The sequence below is a fragment of the Paucidesulfovibrio longus DSM 6739 genome (assembly GCF_000420485.1).
Classification (GTDB): domain Bacteria; phylum Desulfobacterota; class Desulfovibrionia; order Desulfovibrionales; family Desulfovibrionaceae; genus Paucidesulfovibrio; species Paucidesulfovibrio longus.
Map to the genome: position 1 here is coordinate 16,461 of NZ_ATVA01000003.1, position 21,316 is coordinate 37,776.

Annotated in this window: 19 protein-coding genes; 11 read left to right on the top strand and 8 right to left on the bottom strand. The window is 66.3% G+C overall.

All coding sequences use genetic code 11. From position 1 onward, the window contains the following. Positions 1–840: an ABC transporter permease gene (locus G452_RS0101040; protein WP_022660407.1), complete on the top strand. Its 840-nt coding sequence runs from the start codon at positions 1–3 to the stop codon at positions 838–840. Between the two features lie 17 nt (positions 841–857). Continuing rightward, positions 858–1,703: a glycine betaine ABC transporter substrate-binding protein gene (locus tag G452_RS0101045; RefSeq protein ID WP_022660408.1), complete on the top strand. Its 846-nt coding sequence runs from the start codon at positions 858–860 to the stop codon at positions 1,701–1,703. A gap of 60 nt (positions 1,704–1,763) precedes the next feature. Here the strand turns inward: G452_RS0101045 and G452_RS20315 are convergent, their stop codons facing one another. The 3 genes from G452_RS20315 to G452_RS0101060 all read right to left on the bottom strand — a co-directional run bounded on the left by G452_RS20315 (position 1,764) and on the right by G452_RS0101060 (position 5,450). Beyond that, positions 1,764–3,071, bottom strand: a complete 1,308-nt coding sequence (locus tag G452_RS20315; RefSeq protein ID WP_155887459.1) for a hypothetical protein — start codon at positions 3,069–3,071, stop codon at positions 1,764–1,766. A gap of 65 nt (positions 3,072–3,136) precedes the next feature. Then, the gene (locus G452_RS0101055) at positions 3,137–4,390 is read right to left on the bottom strand and encodes a hypothetical protein (protein ID WP_022660410.1); all 1,254 of its coding nucleotides are present in this window, start codon (positions 4,388–4,390) and stop codon (positions 3,137–3,139) included. 13 nt (positions 4,391–4,403) lie between these two features. Further along, positions 4,404–5,450 (bottom strand): hypothetical protein, encoded by a 1,047-nt coding sequence (locus G452_RS0101060; RefSeq protein WP_162141260.1) that lies wholly within the window; start codon positions 5,448–5,450, stop codon positions 4,404–4,406. A 207-nt stretch (positions 5,451–5,657) separates the two neighbouring features. On the opposite strand from G452_RS0101060, the gene G452_RS0101065 reads away from it, so the two are divergent. Beyond that, positions 5,658–6,515, top strand: a complete 858-nt coding sequence (locus G452_RS0101065; protein WP_022660412.1) for a YitT family protein — start codon at positions 5,658–5,660, stop codon at positions 6,513–6,515. Between the two features lie 15 nt (positions 6,516–6,530). Here G452_RS0101065 and G452_RS0101070 read toward each other — a convergent pair whose 3' ends face one another. Both G452_RS0101070 and G452_RS0101075 read right to left on the bottom strand, forming a co-directional pair. Next, positions 6,531–7,805: a DUF401 family protein gene (locus tag G452_RS0101070; protein WP_022660413.1), complete on the bottom strand. Its 1,275-nt coding sequence runs from the start codon at positions 7,803–7,805 to the stop codon at positions 6,531–6,533. 86 nt (positions 7,806–7,891) lie between these two features. Then, positions 7,892–9,064, bottom strand: coding sequence for a sensor domain-containing diguanylate cyclase (locus G452_RS0101075; RefSeq protein WP_022660414.1), 1,173 nt, complete (start codon positions 9,062–9,064; stop codon positions 7,892–7,894). A 125-nt stretch (positions 9,065–9,189) separates the two neighbouring features. On the opposite strand from G452_RS0101075, the gene G452_RS17540 reads away from it, so the two are divergent. Next, positions 9,190–9,690, top strand: coding sequence for a hypothetical protein (locus G452_RS17540; protein WP_022660415.1), 501 nt, complete (start codon positions 9,190–9,192; stop codon positions 9,688–9,690). Positions 9,691–9,695: 5 nt separating this feature from the next. On the opposite strand, the gene G452_RS0101085 is transcribed toward G452_RS17540, so the two are convergent. Then, a complete protein-coding gene (locus G452_RS0101085) occupies positions 9,696–10,247 on the bottom strand; it encodes a tetratricopeptide repeat protein (protein WP_022660416.1) in 552 nt (183 codons plus the stop codon). 127 nt (positions 10,248–10,374) lie between these two features. On the opposite strand from G452_RS0101085, the gene G452_RS0101090 reads away from it, so the two are divergent. The 4 genes from G452_RS0101090 to G452_RS0101105 all read left to right on the top strand — a co-directional run bounded on the left by G452_RS0101090 (position 10,375) and on the right by G452_RS0101105 (position 16,411). After that, positions 10,375–12,144 (top strand): aldehyde ferredoxin oxidoreductase family protein, encoded by a 1,770-nt coding sequence (locus G452_RS0101090; protein ID WP_022660417.1) that lies wholly within the window; start codon positions 10,375–10,377, stop codon positions 12,142–12,144. Next, entirely contained in the window at positions 12,129–13,409 is a 1,281-nt protein-coding gene (locus G452_RS17545; RefSeq protein WP_022660419.1) for a class II aldolase/adducin family protein, read from the top strand. The genes G452_RS0101090 and G452_RS17545 overlap by 16 nt, the downstream gene beginning before the upstream one ends. Next, positions 13,406–14,110, top strand: a complete 705-nt coding sequence (locus G452_RS0101100; protein WP_022660420.1) for a type 1 glutamine amidotransferase — start codon at positions 13,406–13,408, stop codon at positions 14,108–14,110. Before G452_RS17545 ends, G452_RS0101100 begins: the two co-directional genes overlap by 4 nt. A gap of 144 nt (positions 14,111–14,254) precedes the next feature. Beyond that, the gene (locus G452_RS0101105) at positions 14,255–16,411 is read left to right on the top strand and encodes a Tex family protein (RefSeq protein WP_022660421.1); all 2,157 of its coding nucleotides are present in this window, start codon (positions 14,255–14,257) and stop codon (positions 16,409–16,411) included. Between the two features lie 157 nt (positions 16,412–16,568). Here the strand turns inward: G452_RS0101105 and G452_RS0101110 are convergent, their stop codons facing one another. Then, complete coding sequence (locus G452_RS0101110) at positions 16,569–17,102, bottom strand: DUF2087 domain-containing protein (RefSeq protein ID WP_022660422.1); 534 nt, start codon at positions 17,100–17,102, stop codon at positions 16,569–16,571. A 305-nt stretch (positions 17,103–17,407) separates the two neighbouring features. Here G452_RS0101110 and ppnP point away from each other — a divergent pair, with 305 nt between their 5' ends. Beyond that, on the top strand, positions 17,408–17,722 hold the full coding sequence (ppnP, locus tag G452_RS0101115) for a pyrimidine/purine nucleoside phosphorylase (RefSeq protein ID WP_022660423.1): 315 nt from the start codon (positions 17,408–17,410) through the stop codon (positions 17,720–17,722). Between the two features lie 124 nt (positions 17,723–17,846). Here ppnP and G452_RS0101120 read toward each other — a convergent pair whose 3' ends face one another. Then, a complete protein-coding gene (locus G452_RS0101120; protein ID WP_022660424.1) occupies positions 17,847–18,785 on the bottom strand; it encodes a 4Fe-4S binding protein in 939 nt (312 codons plus the stop codon). Positions 18,786–19,101: 316 nt separating this feature from the next. Between G452_RS0101120 and G452_RS0101125 the strand changes: the two genes are divergently transcribed. Beyond that, complete coding sequence (locus G452_RS0101125) at positions 19,102–20,142, top strand: hypothetical protein (protein ID WP_162141261.1); 1,041 nt, start codon at positions 19,102–19,104, stop codon at positions 20,140–20,142. A 59-nt stretch (positions 20,143–20,201) separates the two neighbouring features. After that, entirely contained in the window at positions 20,202–21,260 is a 1,059-nt protein-coding gene (locus G452_RS0101130; RefSeq protein ID WP_022660426.1) for a PIN domain-containing protein, read from the top strand. Positions 21,261–21,316 lie beyond the last annotated feature (56 nt).

The window sequence follows — 21,316 nt, forward strand, 5'->3', positions numbered from 1 at the left end:
ATGAATATTCCTCGCATACCTCTCGGACAGGGCATCGAAGCCCTGATCGGCTGGCTCGTGGACCACTTCGCGTTCGCCACCAAAGCATTTTCAAAAGTCATGGAGACCGGGCTCACCGGGCTGCAAACCGCCTTGCAGTTTCCGCCGCCGTGGCTCTTCATCATCGTCGCGGCCGGCCTGACCTGGTGGCTGACGCGCAAACGCGGCGTCACCCTGCTGACCCTGTTCGGCCTTGCCCTGGTCTGGAACATGGAACTCTGGGCCGCGACCACGAGCACCATCGCCCTGGTGATCATCTCCACGCTGGTGGCCATCCTCATCGGCGTGCCGGTGGGCATCATGGCCGCCATGTACAAGCCCGTGGACAAGACCGTGACGCCCATTCTGGACGTGATGCAGACCATGCCCGCATTCGTCTATCTCATCCCGGCCATTCCCTTTTTCGGTCTGGGCAAGGTGGCTGCCATCTTCTCGACCGTGGTCTTCGCCGTGCCCCCGGCGATCCGCCTGACCAGCCTGGGCATCAAGCAGGTGCCGCGCGAGCTGGTGGAATGCGCCGAGGCCTTCGGCTCGAACCGCTGGCAGCGGCTGATCAAGCTGGAGCTGCCCCTGGCCACCCCGACCATCATGGCCGGAGTGAACCAGACCGTCATGCTGGCCCTGTCCATGGTCGTCATCGCGGCCATGATCGGCGCAAAGGGCCTTGGCGGCGAAGTCTGGAAGGCCATCCAGCGCCTTGAGATGGGCAACGGGTTCGAGGCCGGCATCGGCATCGTCATCGTGGCAATGATTCTGGACCGCGTGCTCCAGAAAGTCGGATCTAGAAGCAAACGTAAATAACCCAAGGAGGAAATGTAATGAAACGTACCTTAACATTGTTGGCGGTTCTGGCCCTGTGCCTGTCCCTGGCCGTTCCCGCGTTCGCGGGCAAGGGCAAGGTCCGCCTCGCCTATGTCGAGTGGGATTGCGCCGTGGCCAGCACCAACGTGGTCAAGGCCGTGCTCCAGGAAAAGATGGGCTACGAGGTGGAGGTTCTGCCCGTGGCCGCCGCGGCCATGTGGCAGGCGACCGCCACCGGCGACGTTGACGGCTTCGTCACCGCCTGGCTGCCCGTGACCCACGCCGACTACCTCAAGAAGGTCGAAGGCAAAGTCGAAAACCTCGGCCCCATCACCGGCGGCGCGCGCCTCGGCTGGGCCGTTCCTTCCTACGTGACCATCGACTCCATCGCCGAACTGAACCAGTACAAGGACAAGTTCGACGGCAAGATCATCGGCATCGACCCCGGCGCGGGCCTGATGAAGCTCTCCGAGCAGGCCGTCAAGGACTACGGTCTGGACCTCGAGCTGATGGAAGGCTCCGGCGCGACCATGACCGCCGCGCTCCAGAACGCCATCAAGAACAAGGAATGGGTCGTGGTCACCGCCTGGTCCCCGCACTGGATGTTCGGCAAGTGGGACCTCAAGTACCTCAAGGATCCCAAGGGCGTCCTCGGCGGCGAGGAAACCATCAACACCATCGTGCGCAAGGGCCTCAAGGCCGACATGCCCGACGTCTACAAGTTCCTGGACAACTTCTCCTGGAAGGACGCGAACCAGCTCCAGATGGTCATGGCCTGGAACCAGGACAACGGCAAAGTCTACGAGAACGCCGTGAAGTTCATCAACGAGAACCCCGAGCAGGTCGCCGGCTGGCTGAAATAGCCGCCCGACCCGCAGAATTGAAAAGGCCGCCTTCCGGAAACGGAGGGCGGCCTTGCCGTTTTATTCTCCTTCCGCCTTGCGGACCTTCTTGATCTTCCGGTCCACCTCCGAGCCGACATACGGGCAATAATCCATGCCCCCGAACCACGGCGAGCAGCGCACGGTGATCAGCAGCCCGTCGTCGCGGTAGCGAATCTCGTGCATGTCCTGGCGGTCGCCGCGCACCAGAATGTAGCCGCCCTGGCCGAAATCGAAATCCTGGATGCGCCTGATGCCGGACAGCTCTCCGGTCTTGTCGCCGGCCTCGAACCGCGCTTCCAGCTCGGCCCGGTGCGCGGCGAAGTCCCGCTCGATGGCCGCGGCGTCTCCCCGCGCGATGCTGATGTAGGTTTCATAAAGATCCTTGCCTTCCTCGTCGATGGTCCCCTCCACGAGCGCGGTGTATTTCCAGGTCAGGGTTTCAAGGCCCGTCTTCGGATTGCGCGCCTCGAAGAGCGGGTAGCGCTCATCGTCGGTCACGCTCCAGACGCGGGGATTGTCCCCCCGGAACATGGGCAGGGGAAACTCGCCGCGCAAGGGCATGAACCGCTCCAGATAGGCGGAATCGCCCCCTCTGAACGGCGGGGGAGGCGGTGTTTTGCGCTGGCCCGGCATCGGCGCGGACGCCGGTGCGGACGCCGATGCGGATGTCGATGCGGACGCCGGTGCGGATGTCGGTGCGGCTGCGGCTGGCGCGTCCTTTTTCGGCGCGGCCGCCGCGCCGCCGGTTCCCGCAGCTGGGTCGGAAGACGCTTGCGGCATGGCCGCCGGTTGCGGTTCGGCGGCTGCCTGGCCCGCCGGTTCCGTGGCCGCGACGCTTTTCGGAGCCTGAGCGGCCTCCGCCTGGTTTTGCTGCGCGCCCAGGTCCGCATCCAGGGGCAACACGCTCAGCCTGCGCCCCGTAAAGGCCGTGGGCACATCGCCGCACGCGCTCCAGGAGCCGCTGAGCTCGCCCGCCCCGAAATGAATCTCCACCTCGCCCCAATAGGCCTTGCCCTCGTGTGACGAGGCACAGGGCTTGCCGTCCTTTGGCGTCGCGCTCCAGATGGCGTTCAGCCGCGTCCCCTCCAGCCTGCCCTGAAAGCTGCCGTGACCGCCCGCGCCGAACGCGCCGCGCACGGTCCCGTCCGCGCCCTGGCGGAGCAGCATGTCCACCCAGTTCGTGCGCCAGACCCCGCCCACATTGCCGTCGGCGTCCCCGGCAAACGCGCCGCGCACCCCCATGAGACAGCCCGCCGACCACAACGAAACCGCAACAAGAAGCAACAGGCGCCCGGCGCGGGGGCGATCCTTGGTTCCGACCATACGGCGCACTCCATCTCGTTCCATATGAATCTCCGGCAACAGCGCTGTTCGTTTTCGATGCACGGGGGACAACCGACCGGCAATCCCGCCTACTTGAGCTTCGCGGCCACGGCGGCGGCGGCCTTCTTGCCCACGTCCAGCCCCCCTGCCCAGGGCGAGGAGCGAATCTCGACCATGATCCCGCCCTTGTAGAAGATGATCGAGTGGTTCATTCCCCCGCTGCGCTTCGCGGCCATGACATGGCCCCCCTGCCCCAGCTTGAGGTCCGCTATGGTTTCGTAGTCGTTCAGGTTTCCGGCCTGCTGCATCTGCGTGATGAAGGCGCGGTTCTGCTCGTAGGACGTGCGGATCGCCTCGGGCGTGCCCCGATACAGATGCACGTAGACGTCGTAGCTGTATTCCTGCTCCGGATCCGTGGTCTGGCTCACGTGTGTATAATAGCTGTAGGTCAGTTCCTCGAATCCGGTATACTTGTCATGGGCATTGTAGTGCGGGAAAGGTTGCCCCCCGTCCGAAATAGTCCATTGCTTGTTGGGTTCGCCCGCCGCGTTCTTGGAGGGCGGCATGGGAATTTCTCCGGCTCCGGGCATGAGGCTCTCCAGGTAGGCCCGGTCGCCCCCGGCTGCCGGGGAAGCGGGCTTCGGGATCTGCTCCTCCAGCTTGGCGGCCACCTCCAGCAAGGTCCGACGCTGCTCGCGCAGGGAGGCCAGCTCCCGGTCCATGACTGCCACGAGCTTCTCGCTGAGATTCTTGACCACGTTCAGCTTGCGGGTCACCAACTCGATCTCGTCGTCCGCCTTGCCGTCGCCGGGATACCGCCACCAGCCCTTGGCCGAGCGCATCGGCGGCTGGTCGTCGTCGAACCGGCTCAGGGGCGCGCGCATGATCGCGCCCAGGTCGCCGAGATAGAGGCTGATGCGCCCGCCGGAGCGCAGGGCGTCGGCGTTCAGCCCGGCGAGCCTTGCCCGTTCCGTGGAGTTCGGCTGCCGCAGCATGGAGCCGTAAAGCCCCGGATCGACCCAGAGGTTCTGCACGGTTTCCAGCGCGAGGTTGACCCCGTCCACCCAGCCGCCGGGCGCGCTGACCCTGCCGTACACGTCCACGATGCCCTTCATGTAGACCTTGTAGGCGTTGTTCTGAAAATTGACCGTGCTCACGTGCCGGACGTTCTCGACCTCGTCGCGCATGGCCTGGAGTTCGTCGTGGGCCGCGCGCAGCTCTTCCGCGGCCTTGCGCAGGCGCAGCGCGGATTCCTTGTCCCCGTCCGGATTGAGCGAGGCCGCCGAAACGGGCAGCGCGGCGAGGCAAAGCAGCGCCAAGATGGTGATGATGCGTATCTTCATGCTTCCCCCAGCGTCATCGGGCCTGAAGGACCAGTTTCGCAAGCTGGTCCGCGAGCCCGGCTTCCGGCGCGGAAACCCGCACCAGGGCCTGCGCCGTGCGGAACCAGAGCACGGAGCGGCCGTTCTCCCGCCCCCGGATCGCTCCGGGAGCCAAGTCCGGAGCCGGGGAAACCCCTTCCAGCCCCTCGCCCGCGGAGCTCTCCAGCATCTTCAGGGCGGGCTCCTGCCCGGTGAACACGCGCACGTCCAGCAGGGGGCCGCTTTCGTTCAGGGGCAGATAGGAGGCATAGGCCGTGCGGTAGGTCCAGCCCACGGGCAGGGCCTTTTCCGGGGCGCGGTCCAGCAGGGCGTCCGTTTCCCAGACCTTGCCGAGCAAGACGTTGTCCAGGGCCGTGTCCGGCGGAAGCAGGCTCGCGGGGTCCGCATGGGCGCTGCCGACCTGGAAGGAATTGGGCATTTTCGGGAAGTCGGTCGGCGGCGATTCCGGGCCGGGGTCCACTGCGGGCTGCGCTCCGGGCGCTGATCCGGGGAGTGCGTCTTGCGCCGCGTCCGCCCGCAGGCCCGGCGCGGAAGGGTCCGGGGCGGAGGGAAGGGTCTTCCCGGCGGGCATGCCGATCTCCGCGTTCATGTCCAGCGGGCTCAGGCGGCGGCCCGTGAACGGTTTGTCCGGAGCCTGTCCGCAGGCCCCCCAGACGCCGCTGAGCTGCCCGGCTCCGTCGGCGAAATCCATGACCACCTCGCCCCAATAGGGGCTGCCCCAGCGGGGCTCGGCGCAACGGGTCTCTCCCTGGTCCGCGGCCCAGTTCGCCCGCAGCCGCTGCACCCGGACCGTGCCCGCGAAGCGGCCGTTCATTCCCGGACCATACACGCCGCGCACGCCCCCCTCGTAATCCATGCTGAACATCACGTCCTCCCAGCCTGTACGCCAGATGCCCCCGTAATTGTCCTCGTAGGGCGGCGACTCCGCATGGGCGGAAGCGGCCGGAAAAAGACAGAGAATGCCCGTCAGGACAAAGGACATGAAACGATTCTGCATGGATGCGGAAAACACATGTAGCACGAAGCCCCCTCCCACCCCGGCGCACAACAATGCGGATAGCCCGCATTCCATTCGGCGCAACAGTGGTTCTCGCCTTGGCTCATACCAGAAGCAGGGATTCGCGTACAGGATTATGGAGCCCTTCGGAACGCAACAGTCCAGCCGGAAATAACGGCTTCGAACCTTGCCAAAATCGATTTCGGCGATTACCCAACGGGGAGGAACACGATGATCAACAAGGAATATACATATTCGGTCTGGTGGAACCTGCTGCTGCTGACGACGGGCAGCGTGGTCTTCGCCATCGGGGCCCAGGGTGTGGCCGTGCACCACGAATTCATCACCGGCGGGCTGTTCGGCCTGGCGCTGTTCATCAGCTACTCCGCCAAAGCCCTGAGCGCGGGAATCTGGTACGCGCTGCTCAGCATTCCCCTGTTCGTGCTCGGCTGGGTCTACGTCAGCCGCCGTTTTTTCTGGTACTCGCTCTACTCGACCGTCATCACCATCCTCGCCTTCGACTTCATCAAGCTGGATTTCGGAGTGCACAACCAGCTGTATGCGGCCGTGGCCGCGGGGGTGATCTGCGGCACGGGGGGCGGCATCATGCTGCGGTCCCTGGGCTCGGCGGGCGGCCTGGACGTGCTCGCGGTGCTCCTGAACCGCAAGTACAACATCGGCGTGGGCAAGACCTACATCTTCTTCAACGGCCTGCTCTTCATGCTCATGCTCACGCGCATGGAGGCCGACCTGGTCATCGCCTCGCTGATCCTGGTCTTCATCTCCTCGCTGACCGTGGAGTACGTGCTTTCCATGTTCTCGCAGCGAAAGATCGTCTTCATCATCGCGAAGGAGCCGGAAGAGCTGGCCCAGACCATCCTCAAGAAGCTGCGCATCGGCGCGACCTTCCTGCGGGGGCGCGGAGCCTACACGGGCTGCGACCGCGACATCCTCATGTCCGTGATCAACAACATCCAGCTCAAGCGCCTGGAAGAGATCGTCTTCACGCACGACGCCGGAGCCCTGTTCATCGTGGAGAACACCTTCAACGTGCTCGGAGCCAGCTTCTCGCGCCGCAAGATCTACTAGTCGGCCCTGTTCGCCTCAGCGCAGCAGGAAGTAGTAGAGATACCCGGCGGCGAAGACCACGGACGCGGGCAGCACGAGGCGTCGCCAGACCCCGCCCAGATCCGTGGCGAAATACTGGCAGGTGAGCACGAGGCAGATGTGCAGGGGCGAGGCCAGCACGCCCGCGTAGCCGGAAAACATCCCCAGGACCACGCAGGGCAGCGGATCCACTCCCGCATTGGCGGCCATGCCCAATATCAGCGGGAAGGTCGCGCCCACGAAGGCCACGGTGATGCCGGTGACGAGCCCCACCAGGAGCGGCAGCAGGCCCGTGGTCAGCGCCAGGGCCGCCGCGCCGCCCGTCAGCTCCGCGATGCGGGCCACGGCTCCGGACTGCTCCAGCACGTCCTGATATCCGAAGATGCCCACGATGACGAAGAGCATGGACAGGAAGGCGCGGCCCGTAAGCGCGGCCAGGAGCAGCCGGAACCCGCCCGGATTCTGGGCCAGGGCCACGGCGATGGAAAGCGCCAGCGCCGCGCACATGCCCGCCTCGAAAGGCAGCTCCGGCCAGAGCGCGCCGATGAGCATCTCCAGCCCCACCGCCCCCAGAATGGCCACGAGAAGCGGCAGGCCCTCGCGCAGGATGTCCCGCCAGCAGGCCTTTCCCGCGACCTCGGCCACGAGCCGGGGCAAAGGCAGCACGCCGGGCCGCAGGATCAGCAGCCAGCCCAGCCCCAGGCTCAGGAGCAGCCCCGGGAAGGTCAGGGCGATCAGGGAGCTGATGGGCAGGCCGGCCAGCGATGCCGCGAGGATCACGCCGGGATACAGCGGCCAGGCCACCTCCCAGACATGGCGGAACCAATAGTTCACCAGGGAAAGCTGGCCCGGCGTCGCGTCCAGCCCTTCGGCCGCGCCCTTGACCAGCGGCGCGGAAAAAATCGCCCCTCCCGGCATGGGCAACAGCCCGATCAGCGAGGTGAAGAAAGCCATGCGCAGGCGCGGATTGGTGATCAGCCCGGCCACCGCGCGCATCAATCGGCGGGTCTGCCCGCTTTTCTCCAGAAGATGGCTCAAAGCCATGATCAGAGCGATGATGGCCGTGAGGAAGAGCGGTTTTTCCTTGAACGGGGCGGCCAGCACCGCCGCGCCCCAGTCGGGCAGAGGCAGTCCGAAGAGCAGCCCCAGGGCCAGGCTGCCCGCGAGGATGGCCGCTCCCAGGGGAGCGCGCAGGCGCACCAGCAGCAGCATGGCCCCGAAGGAGAGGAGCACCTTGCCAAGAGGAATGGCGGAGGGGGAAATGAGCGTCATCGACGGGCAGTTACATCATTTCCGATGCGCTGAGAAGCGCTTTGACGGGGTCCGTCTCCGGCGGATTCCGCAATAAACCGCGAGCTTCAGGATTCTTGCCCGGCGGACGTACGCCCGGACAGGAAGCCTCCGCAGGTCTTGGCCTCCGCAAGGGTTTCCTCCAGGCGGGCGGGCAGGGTCTGCGCGTCGTCGTCCAGGGCCAGCATGCGCACTCCCACGAGGACGGAAACGCGGATGCCGCCGTGAAAACGGTTGGCCTGAATCAGACAGGCGAGCTTGTCCGCGAGGGCCGTTGCTCCCGCGCGGTCCGTGCTCGGCGCCAGGACGGCGAAGCGGCTGCCGTCGTAGCGGAAAACGTAATCAGAAATCCTCACGTTGTTCAGCAGCAATTGGGCGACTTCTTCGAGGAGGCGGTCCCCGGAGGGCGCGCCCCGGTCCCGGTTGACCTCCGCCAGCCCCTGAATGTCGAGCAGCAGCGCGGAAAGCGGATTGCCGTGCCGCCGGGAAAAGGCGAGCTCGCGCGCGACCAGCTCGCCGAACATGCGTCTGTTGAGCACGTGGGTCAGAGGATCGCGCGATGCGGAATCCTCCAGCTCGCGGCGCAGGCCGGACATTTCCTCGGCATCGCTGCGGACCCGGCGCAGCAGCGGACGGAAGACCAGCAAGCCGTCCAGGGCCAGCAGCAGGTAGATGGCCCCCAGGATGCCGAGCCTGAGGTATTGCAGCCAGCGCAGACGCCCGGCCACTTCCTTCTGGTATTCCTTGACCGCCAGGGCCAGTCCCTCGGTGAAGTTGCCCTGGGACAGACGCAGCAGGTTCTGCTCGTAGCTGGCGCGGGCGTGATCGTCCTTGGCCGCGAGCAGGTTCTCCGCATCCTGGAGATATTTCCTGATCCGCACGTCCAGATGGTACGGCGCGGCGAAATAAAGGCGTTGGAGGGTTTCCGAGTCGCGGAAGAGGTCGGCCAGGGGGCCTCGGCTGGAGGTCAGCAGGGAATGCGAGTTGCGCATCACGTCCACGGACTGGCGCAGCAGGGCCGCTGCCGAGGTGCGGTTCTCCGGCAGGTCCGCGTCCACCAGGGCGACGGCGGATGTCGCTATGCGCTGGGCGTGCAGAAGCTGGCTGCCGCTGATGCCCACGACCTCGGCCATGTCCTCCTGGGCCACGATGAGCCGCTGCACCGCGAAGTACGCGCCGGTGCTGAGAATGGCCAGCAGGCTCACGAGTATGAAAAAGCGGGCGGTCAGGCTTTGCGCCATGGTTCGTCTCCGGTAAAAAGGGCCGGAGCCACGCTACCCGATCAACGGGGAAACGACAACGTCCCGGTCTTGCCCCGGCCCAAGGCTTCGGCTACCTTGCGCCCAAAACATGAACCGGAGGAAGCATGGCCGACAGGAATCTATTGCGGGAACAGCTGTACGGAGTGATCATGGAGCGCGTGGACCAGGACGCGGAGCGCCGCAAGGAAGCCCTGACCGAGTATCTGCTGGTCACGGGCTCCGCCGCCGAGGGAGCGGCCGAGCAGGTCGCCGAGCTGGTGCCCCCGGTTCTGCCGGAGCTGTACGCCAAGTGGGTGAACATGTTCCTGGACCGGCTCTTCGAGACCGTGCCCGTGGAACAGATCGAAATACTCGCGGACGGCAGCGAGCAGAACAACGCCGCCGCGATCATGGCCTACCTGATGTTTCTGGAGTCCGAACGCATGGAAAAGCAGGTGGCCGAGGATCTCGCAGGCTGCGGCCTGAGCGCGGGCGGCCAGGGGCAGGACGGCGCGGGCGGCATTTCCGCGGAGTTCATCCGCACCCGCATGGCCGAAGTCGCCGAGGACATGCACCGCAAGCGGGTGGCCAAGGCCGAGGAATACAAGCGGCGCAAGGCCAACTGAGGCGCTCAGCCCGCCTGTCGGGCGCTCCATTCCTCCATGGCGGCCTCCACGGCGTCGGCCATGGCGTTCCCGTCCGGCGCGTCCAGGTCGTCGGATTCGAGGAAGGCGAGCTGGACGTTGATTTCGCGCTGCACGGGAATGGCTTCCGGGTCGAAGTACATCTGCCAGATCACGGCGGCCTTGCCCGGCTTGTTCAGGCGGGCCAGGGCAAGTCCCAGGAAGAGCATGGCCTGCTTGTCGTCCCGGCGCTCGCGCAGCACCCGCTCGAACTCGACCTTGGCCTGGATGTGCTTGCCGAGCTTGTAGAGGCAGCGGCCCAGGCGAAGGCGGGCGTCCGCGTTTCGGGTCTCCGTGGCGAGGAATTCCTTGTACAGGGCGTGGGCCTTTTCGTAGTCTTGGTCCCGGAAGGCGAGGTTGGCGTCCCGAAGCACGTTGAACGTCTCGTCCAGGGAGGCCTGGGGGGCCTTGTCCTCTTCGGGTTCCTTCTTCACGATGCGGCGAAAGCCCGTCAGGAAATTGCGGCGGGAAAGGTCGATGCGGTCTTCTTTCTTGGCCATGCTGCTCTGGTGCTCCCCTGTTTTGCTCCGGCGCGGCGGGCGGCTGCCCCCGGTCCGAAGGATTGGGGCAAGATGTAGACAAGATCGGGGTGCGGCGTCAACCGGCGACCGCACATCGGACGGGGACATGCGCGAATCGAACGATTTTTTCGGCTGGACGGGCCGCCTGCTCCATGTGGACCTGACCAGGGGCCGCTGCGAAGCCCGCGCTCTCGACGCGGAGACTCTGCGCGCCTGGCTGGGCGGGCGCGGCCTGGGCGGCCATTTCCTGCGCCCGGCCTGCACCCTGGCCTGGAACGATCCGGAAATGCCCGTGGCCCTCTGCGCAGGGCCGCTGGTGGGAACGGTCTCGCCCACGTCGGGCCGCGCGCACCTGACCAGCCGCTCGCCCCTGACCGGGGCCGTGGGCGACTCGTCCGTGGGCGGCAGGCTCGGCACCCAGCTCAAGCGCGCCGGGTGGGACGCGGTGCTCGTCACGGGCCGGAGCGCGCAGCCCTGCGGACTGGAAATCACGGACAGCGACGCCCGCATCGTGGCCGCCGGCGCGCTTTCCGGCCTGCGCACGGGCGAGGTCTTTTCCCGGCTCGCGCACTTCCGCTCCGTGGCCTGCGTCGGCCCGGCCGCGGAAAACGGCTCGGCCCTGGCCTGCGTGGCCGTGGACAGCCACCACGCGGCCGGGCGCACGGGCCTGGGGCTGGTTCTTGCCGCGAAGAATCTCAAATACCTGGCCGTGCGCGGCTCCGGCAAGGTCCGCGTCGCGGACAAGCCCGCCCTGCTCAGGGCGCGCGAGTCCATCATCCGGCTGACCAACGCCTCGCCCGTGCTCATGGGCCAGCAGGGCATCGGCTGCTTCGGCACGGCCTCGCTCTACGACCTCATGGACGCCCGGCGCATGATGCCCACGGACAACTTCCGGCGCACCCGCTTCGAGCGCGCGTCCGAGCTGAACGCCTTCGCCTACCGCGAACGCTACCATCCGGAGCGGCACGGCTGCGCGGGCTGCCACGTGCAGTGCAAGAAGACGGCGCACGGCTCCGCCCTGCCGGAATTCGAAGCCATGAGCCATTTCACCGCCCTGATCGGCAACGCCGACCTGGATCTCGTGGTCCGGGCCAACGCGCTCTGCAACGCTCTCGGCCTGGATTCCATTTCCGCCGCCTCGACCCTGGCCTGCCTGCGCGAGCTGCGCGGCCGCGACTTCGCTCCCGGCGAGGTCGAGAGGCTCCTGGAGGACATGGGCGAGGGCAAGGGCGCCCTGGCCCAGGGAGCCTCGGCCCTGGCCGGCGAAGCGAGCCGACCGGAGCTGGCCATGACCGCCAAGAACCTGGAGCTGGCCGCCTACGACCCGCGCGGAGCCTACGGCATGGCCCTGGCCTATGCCGTGTCCACGCGGGGAGGCTGCCACCTGCGGGCCTACCCGGTGAGCCATGAGATTTTGCGCAAGCCCGTGGCCACGGACCGTTTTTCGTTCTCCGGCAAGGCGCGCATGGTCAAGCTCGCCGAGGACCAGAACGCGGCTGTGGACTCGCTGACGGCCTGCAAATTCCTCTTTTTCGCCGCGACCCTGGAGGAATACGCCAGGGCCTATGCGGCGGCGACGGGCCTGGACGGGGCCGAAGCCACGGCCCAGGGGCTGATGCGCGCGGGCGAACGCATCGTCTACAACGAACGGATCATGAACGCGCTGAACGGATTCGCCGCCGGGGACGACGACCTACCCGACCGCTTTTTCCGGGAAGCGGGCACGGGCGGCGAAGGCATCGACGTGCCGCCCCTGGACCGGGCCGCCTTTCTTGAAGCGCGGGCGCGCTACTACCGCATTCGCGGACTGGACGAAAACGGCCTGCCCACGCGGGAAAAAACCTTGGAGCTGGGACTGGAATGCAGCGACTCGTAGCCAAATACGAAGCCAAGCTCCTGCGCGCCGGACTGGCCGACCCCGAACGCCCACCGCTCGTCGCGGGCCTGGACGACGAACTTGTCTGGAACCCCGCCGCCCTGGCTCCGGACGCCGCTCCGCTGCGCGCCGCGCTGGAACCCCTTTTCGATGCGCTGAGCATCAACTCCCTGGTCCTTCTGCGGCCTGCCGAACCCTACGCCACGATCATGGACCTGCTGGCCCGCGAGGCGCTGGACGGACCAGGAGCCGCAGAGAAGGCGTGCATCACCCCGGAAGACTGCGAAACGCGGACCTTCCTGCACGATCTGCCCGTGCGCGCCAAGACGGACGCCATCCCCCTGGCGCAGGCGCTCGGCACCCGCAAATGCTGCGTCGTTCCCGGCCTGGGCGTGCTGGCCACGGGCACGGTCAGCCCGGAACAAGGCTTCGTCACGGTCAGCTCGGCCTGCTTCGCCTGTTTCGTGCTCTTCTTCTCCCGCTATCTGCGCGACCTGCGCGCCGATTCCCTCCGGCCCGGCTGGCGCTCCGCGTTTTCGCGGGTCCGCGCCCTGCTCCCCCCCCTGCGCACGGTCTTGCCCGACCTCGCCCCCGGTCCCTTCGACGACCGCGAAAGCGCGCTGGCCGCCATGGCCGAGGCAGGGCGAGCCACCGTGGACTACGGGCTGGTGGATTCCTATTTCGGCAACGTCTCCTGCCTGCTCCCGCAGGACAGCGGCGGACTGCTGCTCATCTCCCAGACCGGCAGCTCCCTGGACGAACTGGAAGGCCACATCGATCCCTGCCCCCTGGACGGCTCGTCCACGGCCTGCCTGACCGCCTCCAGCGAACTCTCGGCCCACCAGCGCAGCTATGCGGCGGATGCGGCGATCCGCACCATCCTGCACGGCCATCCCCGCTTCGCGGTGATCCTTTCCATGGACTGCGCCCGCGCGGATGCGGACGACTGCGCGGTGCGCCGGGCCGGGCAGTGCCACATCCGCTGCCCGGAGCCCCGGACGCTGGACGCCCCGGACGCAATGGGTGTACGCATAGTACCGGGCGAAGTGGGCACCGGCCCCACCGGACTCTGCAACACCCTGCCCCCGGCCCTGGCCGGGCGCGGCAGCGCCGTTGTCCACGGCCACGGCGTGTTCGCAGCGGGCAAGATCGACTTCCGGGAAGCCTTCGCCGGCCTGCTGCACATCGAAAACGCCTGCCGCCGCGCGTACTTCGCAAAGATCGAAACCGCCCTGGCAACGCGGCCCAGCAAGGAAGACACATGAAGATCAAAACCCTGATGCACGTTCCCTTCGAAGGCCCGGCAGCCATAGCCGACTGGGCCGCCGAGGGCGGACACTCCCTGGACGAGACGCACCTCTTCGACGGGGCGCGCCTGCCGGAACAAGGCGAATTCGACCTGCTCGTGTGCATGGGCGGCCCCATGGGCGCTGCGGACGACGAGCAATACCCCTTTTTGCCGCCGGAGCGCGCCCTCCTGGCCGAAACGGTCCGCCTGGGCAAGCCCGTGCTCGGCATCTGCCTGGGCGCGCAGCTGCTCTCCCTGGCGCTGGGCGGCGCGCTCAGCCGCAACCGCATGCCGGAAATCGGGGTCTTCCCAGTGCAGCTCAGCGAAAAAGCGCAGGAACTGGAACTCTTCAAAGGCTTTCCGGAATCCTTCGACGTCCTGCACTGGCACGGCGACACCTTTTCCATTCCGGCAGGGGCCACGCTGGCGGCCTCTTCCGTGGCCTGCGCCCACCAGGCGTTCGTCCACGGCAAAAACGCCGTGGGGCTGCAATTTCACATCGAGGCCACCCCGGCCAGTCTGGAACGCATGATCGAGCACTGCTGCGACGAGCTGCAGGAAGCGGACTTCGTGCAGAGCGCCGAAACCCTGCGAGCCCACGCACCGGCCCTGGCCGCCATGAACCCGCTGCTCTTCGGCCTGCTCGACCGGCTGGCCGCCACGGCGAAACAGGGCTGATCCGACGGGCCGCGCCGCGCCCCATTCCAACGGCAGTTTCAGACCGCGGCCCCGGCGGGCGACGCTTCGCCCGCCGGACCGAATTTCCCCCGGCCCCGCCGCCCTGTTCGGCGGTCCGCCGCACACAGCAACCCACGGACTCCCATGACCGAATCCCATATCAACCGCATGGCCGGGGAGCTTTCGCTTCCCGAAGCCGGGGTGCGCGCCGTTCTCCGCCTGCTGGAGGACAGAGCCACCATCCCGTTCATCGCCCGCTACCGCAAGGAGGCCACTGGCTCGCTGGACGAGGTGGCCGTAGCCGCCGTGCGCGACCGCAACGAGCAGCTCGTGGAGCTGGATAAACGCCGCGCCGCCGTGCTCAAATCCCTGGACGAGCGCGAACTGCTCACGGACGAGCTGCGCGGAGCCGTGGAAGCCGCGCCGGACCTGCCCGCGCTGGAAGACATCTACCTGCCCTACCGCCCCAAACGGCGCACCCGCGCTACCATGGCCCGCGAACGCGGCCTGGAACCGCTGGCCGCGCGCCTCTTCCGGCAGGAGGAGTTCGACCCCGCGGCAGAGGCCGAAAAGCATGTCTCCCCGGACCGGGACGTGCCCGACGTCGAGGCCGCCCTGGCCGGAGCGCGGGACATCGTGGCCGAATGGCTCAGCGAAGACGCCCGCGTGCGCAAGGCGCTGCGCGCCCTGTATGAACGCCGGGCCGCCCTGCGCACGGCCCTGGCGCGCGGAAAAAAGGCCGAAGACCCGGAATGCGCCCGCTTTCGCGATTATTTCGAATACGAGGAGCCGCTTTCGCGCATTCCCTCGCACCGCGCCCTGGCGGCCTTTCGCGGCGAGGCCGAAGGCGCGCTCTCGCTGAGCCTGCGGCCCGGCGACGAGGAAGCCGTGGAACTGCTGCGCCGGGGCGTGCTCAAGAAGCGCAACAAGGCCGCCGCCCAGGTGGACGCGGCCATTGCCGACGCCTGGAAGCGTCTGCTCGGCCCCTCCCTGGAAAACGAGTTTCGCAAGGAACTCAAGGAACGCGCGGACCGCCAGGCCATCGCGGTGTTCGCCTCCAACCTGCGCGAGCTGCTCCTGGCCGCGCCCCTGGGACCGCGCCGCGTGCTGGCCCTGGACCCCGGCTTCCGCACGGGAGCCAAGGTCGCCGCGCTCGACGCGCAAGGCTCGCTGCTGGAACACGCCACAGTCTACCCCACGCGGGGCCGGGCCGACGCCGAACGCGCCGCCGAGGCCCTGCGCGCCCTCGCGGCCAGGTGCCGCATCGACGCGGTGGCCATCGGCAACGGCACGGCCTCGCGCGAGACCGAGGAATTCGTGCGCGGACTGGACCTGCGCACCCCGGAAGGCCGCGCCGTGGACGTCATCGTGGTCAACGAGGCGGGCGCGTCCGTCTATTCCGCGTCCGAAACCGCCCGCAAGGAATTTCCGGACCTGGACCTGACCGTGCGCGGCGCCGTGTCCATCGGCAGGCGGCTCATGGATCCGCTCGCCGAGCTGGTCAAGATCGACCCCAAGTCCATCGGCGTGGGCCAGTATCAGCACGACGTGGACCAGCCCGCCCTGCGCCGCGCCCTGGACGAGGTGGTCCAGAGCTGCGTCGGCGCCGTGGGCGCGGAAGCCAACACGGCCAGCCCGGACCTGCTGCGGGCCGTGCCCGGCATCGGCCCGGCCGTGGCCGACAACATCGTGGCCCACCGCGAGGCGAACGGCCCCTTCAAGACACGCCGCGAGCTGCTCAAGGTCAAGGGCCTCGGCCCCAAGGCGTTCGAGCAGTGCGCGGGCTTCGTGCGCGTTGGCGGCGGACCGGAACCGCTGGACGCCAGCGCCGTGCACCCGGAGCGCTACGGCCTGGTGCGGGAGATGGCCGCGCGCCTGGGCTGCACTGTTGAACAATTGATGAACAATGCTGAACAACGAAAAAAGATCCGCATCGAGGATTTCGTGGACGGCGACGTGGGCCTGCCCACCCTGCGCGACATCCTGGCCGAGCTGGAAAAGCCGGGCCGCGACCCCCGCGCGAGCTTCGAGGTGTTCCGCTTTGCGGACGTGCACGAGCTTTCCGACCTGGAACCGGGCATGGTCCTTCCCGGCATCGTGACCAACGTCACGGCCTTTGGCGCGTTCGTGGACGTGGGCGTGCACCAGGACGGCCTCGTGCACGTCAGCCAGCTCGCGGACCGCTTCGTGCGCGACCCCGCCGAGGTGGTCCGCGCCGGGCAGCAGGTCCGGGCGCGCGTGCTGGAAGTGGACCCGGCCCGCAAGAGAATCGCGCTGAGCATGAAGGGACTGGGAAAATAGTCCGTAACGCCTGAAGAAGCCGGGCTGTCGGCGCACCACGTTGCAATTCCGTACAGATACGGAAGGCCCGTGCGGAACTCCGCACGGGCCTTGTCGCATGAATGCGGCAACGGCCTGTCCCTTTCCGTCTACCGGATTTCCTGGCCGCCTTCCGCGACTACGGGTGCAGGCGGCGGAATACCTCCACGGCTTCCGGCGACGGCTGGAGTTCGACCCGCCGATACTCCCGGCCGTCAGGGGTTCTGGTCATGAGTCCGTGGTCCACAAGAAAGCGCCGGAGCAGCGCGGCATCGCCGAAGAGGTGCTCCTTTCCGAGCAGCCCGTTAAGCTCGCTCTCCGTGTACGCCGTGCGGGCGGCAATGCGCGACCAGATCACCCAGAGGCAGATGACCCGCTCGCTGTGCTTCTTGGGCCAGTGCACAAGGCGGGCTTCCCCGTCGTACAGACGTAGGAATCGCTTCACGAGCTTGTAATTGATTTCCGCGGGCAATGGCCGGGGGGCATCCAGTTCGGCGCGGGCATCGTGCTGCGCCTTGAAATGCTGGAAATTCCTATAGCCGCCGGCCTTGACCAGCAGATTCAGCATCTCGACATGGCCGGGAAGGCGCTCGGCTTCCTGCAATTGCTGCCGAAGGCTGCGGGCCAGAGCGGAAACGTCGCCCACGAAATAAGGCATGAGTGTTTTCGACACGACTTGTCCTCGCGTTCGCGCCTACCGAAATAACGGATTGCCGGTGGTCGCCGACTTCCGACTCGGCACGCATACAAGGTGTCGGGTGGGGTGAGGAAAGCGCAGGTTTAGCTCCCCGGATGGGGCGGCGACGCCTCGGTGAACTGCGGACCGGAGCGTTCTCGCTACCACAACGCCGCGCGACCGGCAAGAGCGCGCCGGAAGCTCGGCTATTGACCGCCACGCCTGAATTCAGCTAACCAGACGGAACGGAAACCACCATATTTCCCGACCTGTTACCTACCCAACCCCAGCACGAGGCAACCATGTCAGACTTTCCCAATGTGACAATCACCAAGAAGGCCAACGTCTATTTTGACGGCCGGGTCACCAGCCGCAAGATCACCTTTGCCGACGGCTCGTACAAGACGTTGGGGATCATGCTTCCCGGCGAATACGAATTCGGAACGAACCAGGCCGAAGTGATGGAAATCATGCAGGGAACCCTGAAGGTGCTCCTGCCCGGAGCCTGGGACTGGAAGAGCGTGTCCGCCGGCGAGAGCTTCGAGGTTCCCTCGGAATCGCGGTTCAAGCTGGTGGTGGAATCCCTGGTGGACTACTGCTGCTCCTACGTGGACTGACGCGCTTCCCCCTTTCCGAAAGCGCCCCGCCTTTCCGGCGCAGCGCCAAAAGCCCCTGCAAGCTTCTGCGGGGGCTTTTCGTTTATCGCGCGAGGACAACGCCGCGCGGACGGAACGCTCTTCCCTACCGGCTCTTGGCCAACAATTCCTCGACCTTGAGCGGAGCGCCCTTTTCCGGCGCAAGCACAAGCGAGAGCGCGTCCTTGGGGCATTTCGACACGCAGATGCCGCAGCCCATGCAGCGTTTCGGCCGGATGCGCAGCACCTTGCGCCCGTCCTTTTCCTGCACGCGCATGGCGTTGAACTGGCAATACTTGGCGCAATTCCCGCAGCCCACGCATTTGTCATGATCCACCACGGCCACGTAGCCCGACGAGCAAAGCATGGGCACGCCCGACTTGTGCGCCTGGATGGCCCCGCAGCAGCAGGAGCAGCAGTTGCAGATGGCATAGAAGCGGCCCAGCACCGCCTCCTTGAAGAACGCATGGTGCACGTGGCCGCGCTCGTCCGTCTCCTTGAGCACGCGCACGGCCTCCTCCACGCCGATCTTGCGCGCCCGCTTGGGCTGGTGGTCGAGAATGAACTGGGCCACGGGGTCGCCGATGATCAGGCAGACGTCGAGAGGCAGGCAGGGATTGGGCCGCACGGCCCGGCAGGGGCAATCCAGGAGCACGATGTTTTCCGGGTTGCGCAGCACGATCTCGCGGGCCTGCCGGTAGGGCACGACGTGTTCCAGGTCCGGCACGTGCACGGGCCGGTTCAGGGTCACGATCCTTTTGGCCTCTTCCAGGGGCACGGCCTTGCCGTGGTAGGAGTCGGCGAAGCTGACCCGTTCATCCCCGGCCTTCAGGCGCATGGGATTGTGCTTGTTGATCCAGTAGAGCATGGGAAAAAGCAGCAGGGCCGCGAGCTTCTTCTCGCCAGTGGCGATGCCGATGTACGTATAGGGCCAGCGGCCATATAAATAGCCGTGGACCTTCTCGTAAAACCCTTTTCCCGCCCTGTCCGCCTCCTCGAAGAAGGCGCGGGTGGAAGGCCGCATGAACCGCCGCAAAAACTTCATCGCGCAACTCTCCTTGTTTATACCGCAACCAGCATAACAAACACCTTCTCCGGAGTGAACAGGCAATTCCCCCGTGCGCAGCGGGCCTCGCGTCGGGTCCGGCAGCTGCGCCGGCTTCTTGTGTGTTGCACGGTCGGCAGGACGCGGCAATGCAACAAAGCGGCCTGCGCTGCCCGCCGGACGCATTGCAATGCTTCTTTCGTATTGAAGGCCTGTTTACACTGTGCTAATTTTTCGCACCGTTTACAAAGAGATGGCATGTGGCTTCGTCATCTCCCGCCTGGTCGAGAACCGTACAACGCAGCACGAGGACATCATGCATCCGCAATTCGCTTTCGCAACCATCGCCTTGTTTTTCCTGTTCTGTTCCACTCCGGCCTTTGCCAGCTGCGAAGCTGATTTCGCGGCCGGCGTTTTTCTCACGGACCAGGCGGAAGAAGCGGTGGAGCAGTCGGATTGGAGCGTGGCCGCCGACTATTTTGATCGCGCTGCATCCCAATTCGACAGCGCGGCCAAATCCTGCACGGGTGAAGACGCCAGGACCAGCAGCAAAAACGCGCAGACCGTCCGCAACAACGCCGAGGTCGCGCGAAGCAAGATGCGCTCCGGGAAGAGCATGAGCGCCAGGGACAAGGCCTATGCCGATTCCCAGCGCGCCGCCGAGCTGTTCAAGGATGGCGTTGCGTTGACGAAGCGCAACGATTTCGCCGCCGCGCTCCCGCTGTTCCGGGAGGCGGAAAAGCTCTGGCAGGGTTCCGTCGCCGGACTGGACGAGAAAGACAAGCCCAAGGCCCGCGAAAACGCGAAGACCGCCGCCAGCAATGCGGGCGTCTGCGAGCGGAAAAGTTCCGGAAAATCCGCCGCGCAGCAGCCCGATCAGAAGGAAATGGATCAGCTCATGACCCTGGCCCTGGCCGAGCTGGCCAAGGACAAGGCCCGGGAGGCCGAAGAGGCCGGCGACCTGGAAACCGCCAAGGAAGGGTATTCCAGCGCTGCCGAGGCGTTCCGCAAGCTGCTCCCCGCCCTGCGCGACCCCGAGCTCAAGACCATGGCCAAGGATTCGCTCGCCGAGGCCGAAAGCGGCCTGCAACGGGTCACGGGCGAAGCCGCCTCTCCCGAGGACAAGCTCATGGCGGAAATGGTTCTGTATGCCATGGCGGAAACCATCTTCGACCAGGCTCAGGAAGCCTATGACAGGCGGGATTGGGGCACGGCGCTCCAGGGCTTCAACGACTTCCGGGAAGCCTTTGCCAAGCTCCGCCCCAAGATGAGCGACCCCGACCTGCTCGAACGCGGAAACAGCTACGACGCCACGGCCAAGGACAGGATCTCGGAATGCCGCAAAAAAATGATCTAGGCCTTCCGGCTTCGCACGTCCGTCCAGCCCCGGAAAGAGCAGCAGCACTGCCGAAGCGGATGTCCCGATACGGCTTTCCGTTGCTCTTGCTGTGGCTGCTCATCGGGCTTGCCGCCCCTCCCGCGGCGGAATCCTGCCAGGAGGACTTCGAGTGGGGGGTGAACCGCATGGACAACGCCGAAGCCGCCGCAGACCGCAAGGACTGGGCGGCTGCGGAAGAATATTACAAGGAAGCCGTCTACGGTTTCGAGCGGGCCGCCCAGGTCTGCGACGCGGACAACGCGGCCCAAGCCCGCGAGAACGCCGATCTGGCGAGAAAGAACGTCAGGCTTTGCGAGGAGAACCAGGTTCTCGCCCAGGGGAATGAGCTTTCCCAGCAGGCAAGCGACGCCTTCCATCGTGGGGTGGAACAATTCGGCAACGGGAAATACCCGGAGGCGGCGAACTCCTTTGCCGAGGCCGAACGCCTTTACCGTTCCGCCTCGACAAAGCTGAAGGACGGCAGCTCCGCACTCAAGAACGCGGACACGGCGGCTGAAAACGCGGAAAAATCGCGCCGCAAGCAGGCGTCGCAGGAAGTAGCGGCGACAAAGGCCACCAACGACGCCCTCGATGAAGCCATCGACGACGCGAGCAAAAAAGCGAGCAAAGAGGCGGGCGAAAAAGAGGGTGAAAAAGAGGGCGAAAAAGCCTTTGCCCGGAAAGTGCTCCGCATCAAGGCGAATACGTACTACGAACTCGGCCTGAAACTGTTCGGAGACAACCGGCTGCCCGAAAGCCAAAAGCAGTTCGAGTACGCTCTGGCAGCGTACTCCAAGCTGCTGCCCGAGCTGAAGGACAAGGAACGGGAGGAGGCCGCGGACAGGATCCAGACCTGCGAGGCGAAACTTGCCCTCATCCGCGAACGGCTCGAAAGGAAGGCGGATGCGGCTACGGTCGGGAAGACGCCCCCTCCTGCGGACTGCATGACAGCCATGCGCAGGGGCATGGAGCTGCGGACGCAGTGCGGCAATGCTGGAAAATGCCCCGCTGCCGCCGAGGCGTTCGAAGCTGCCGCCGCCGTCTGCACCTCGGCACGGGCCAAACTGGCCCGCGACCTTGCCGAGCAGCTGCGCTAGGCGAGACGATCGCGAAGTCCCCGACATGAAAAAGGCGGTCCTTTCGGGCCGCCTTT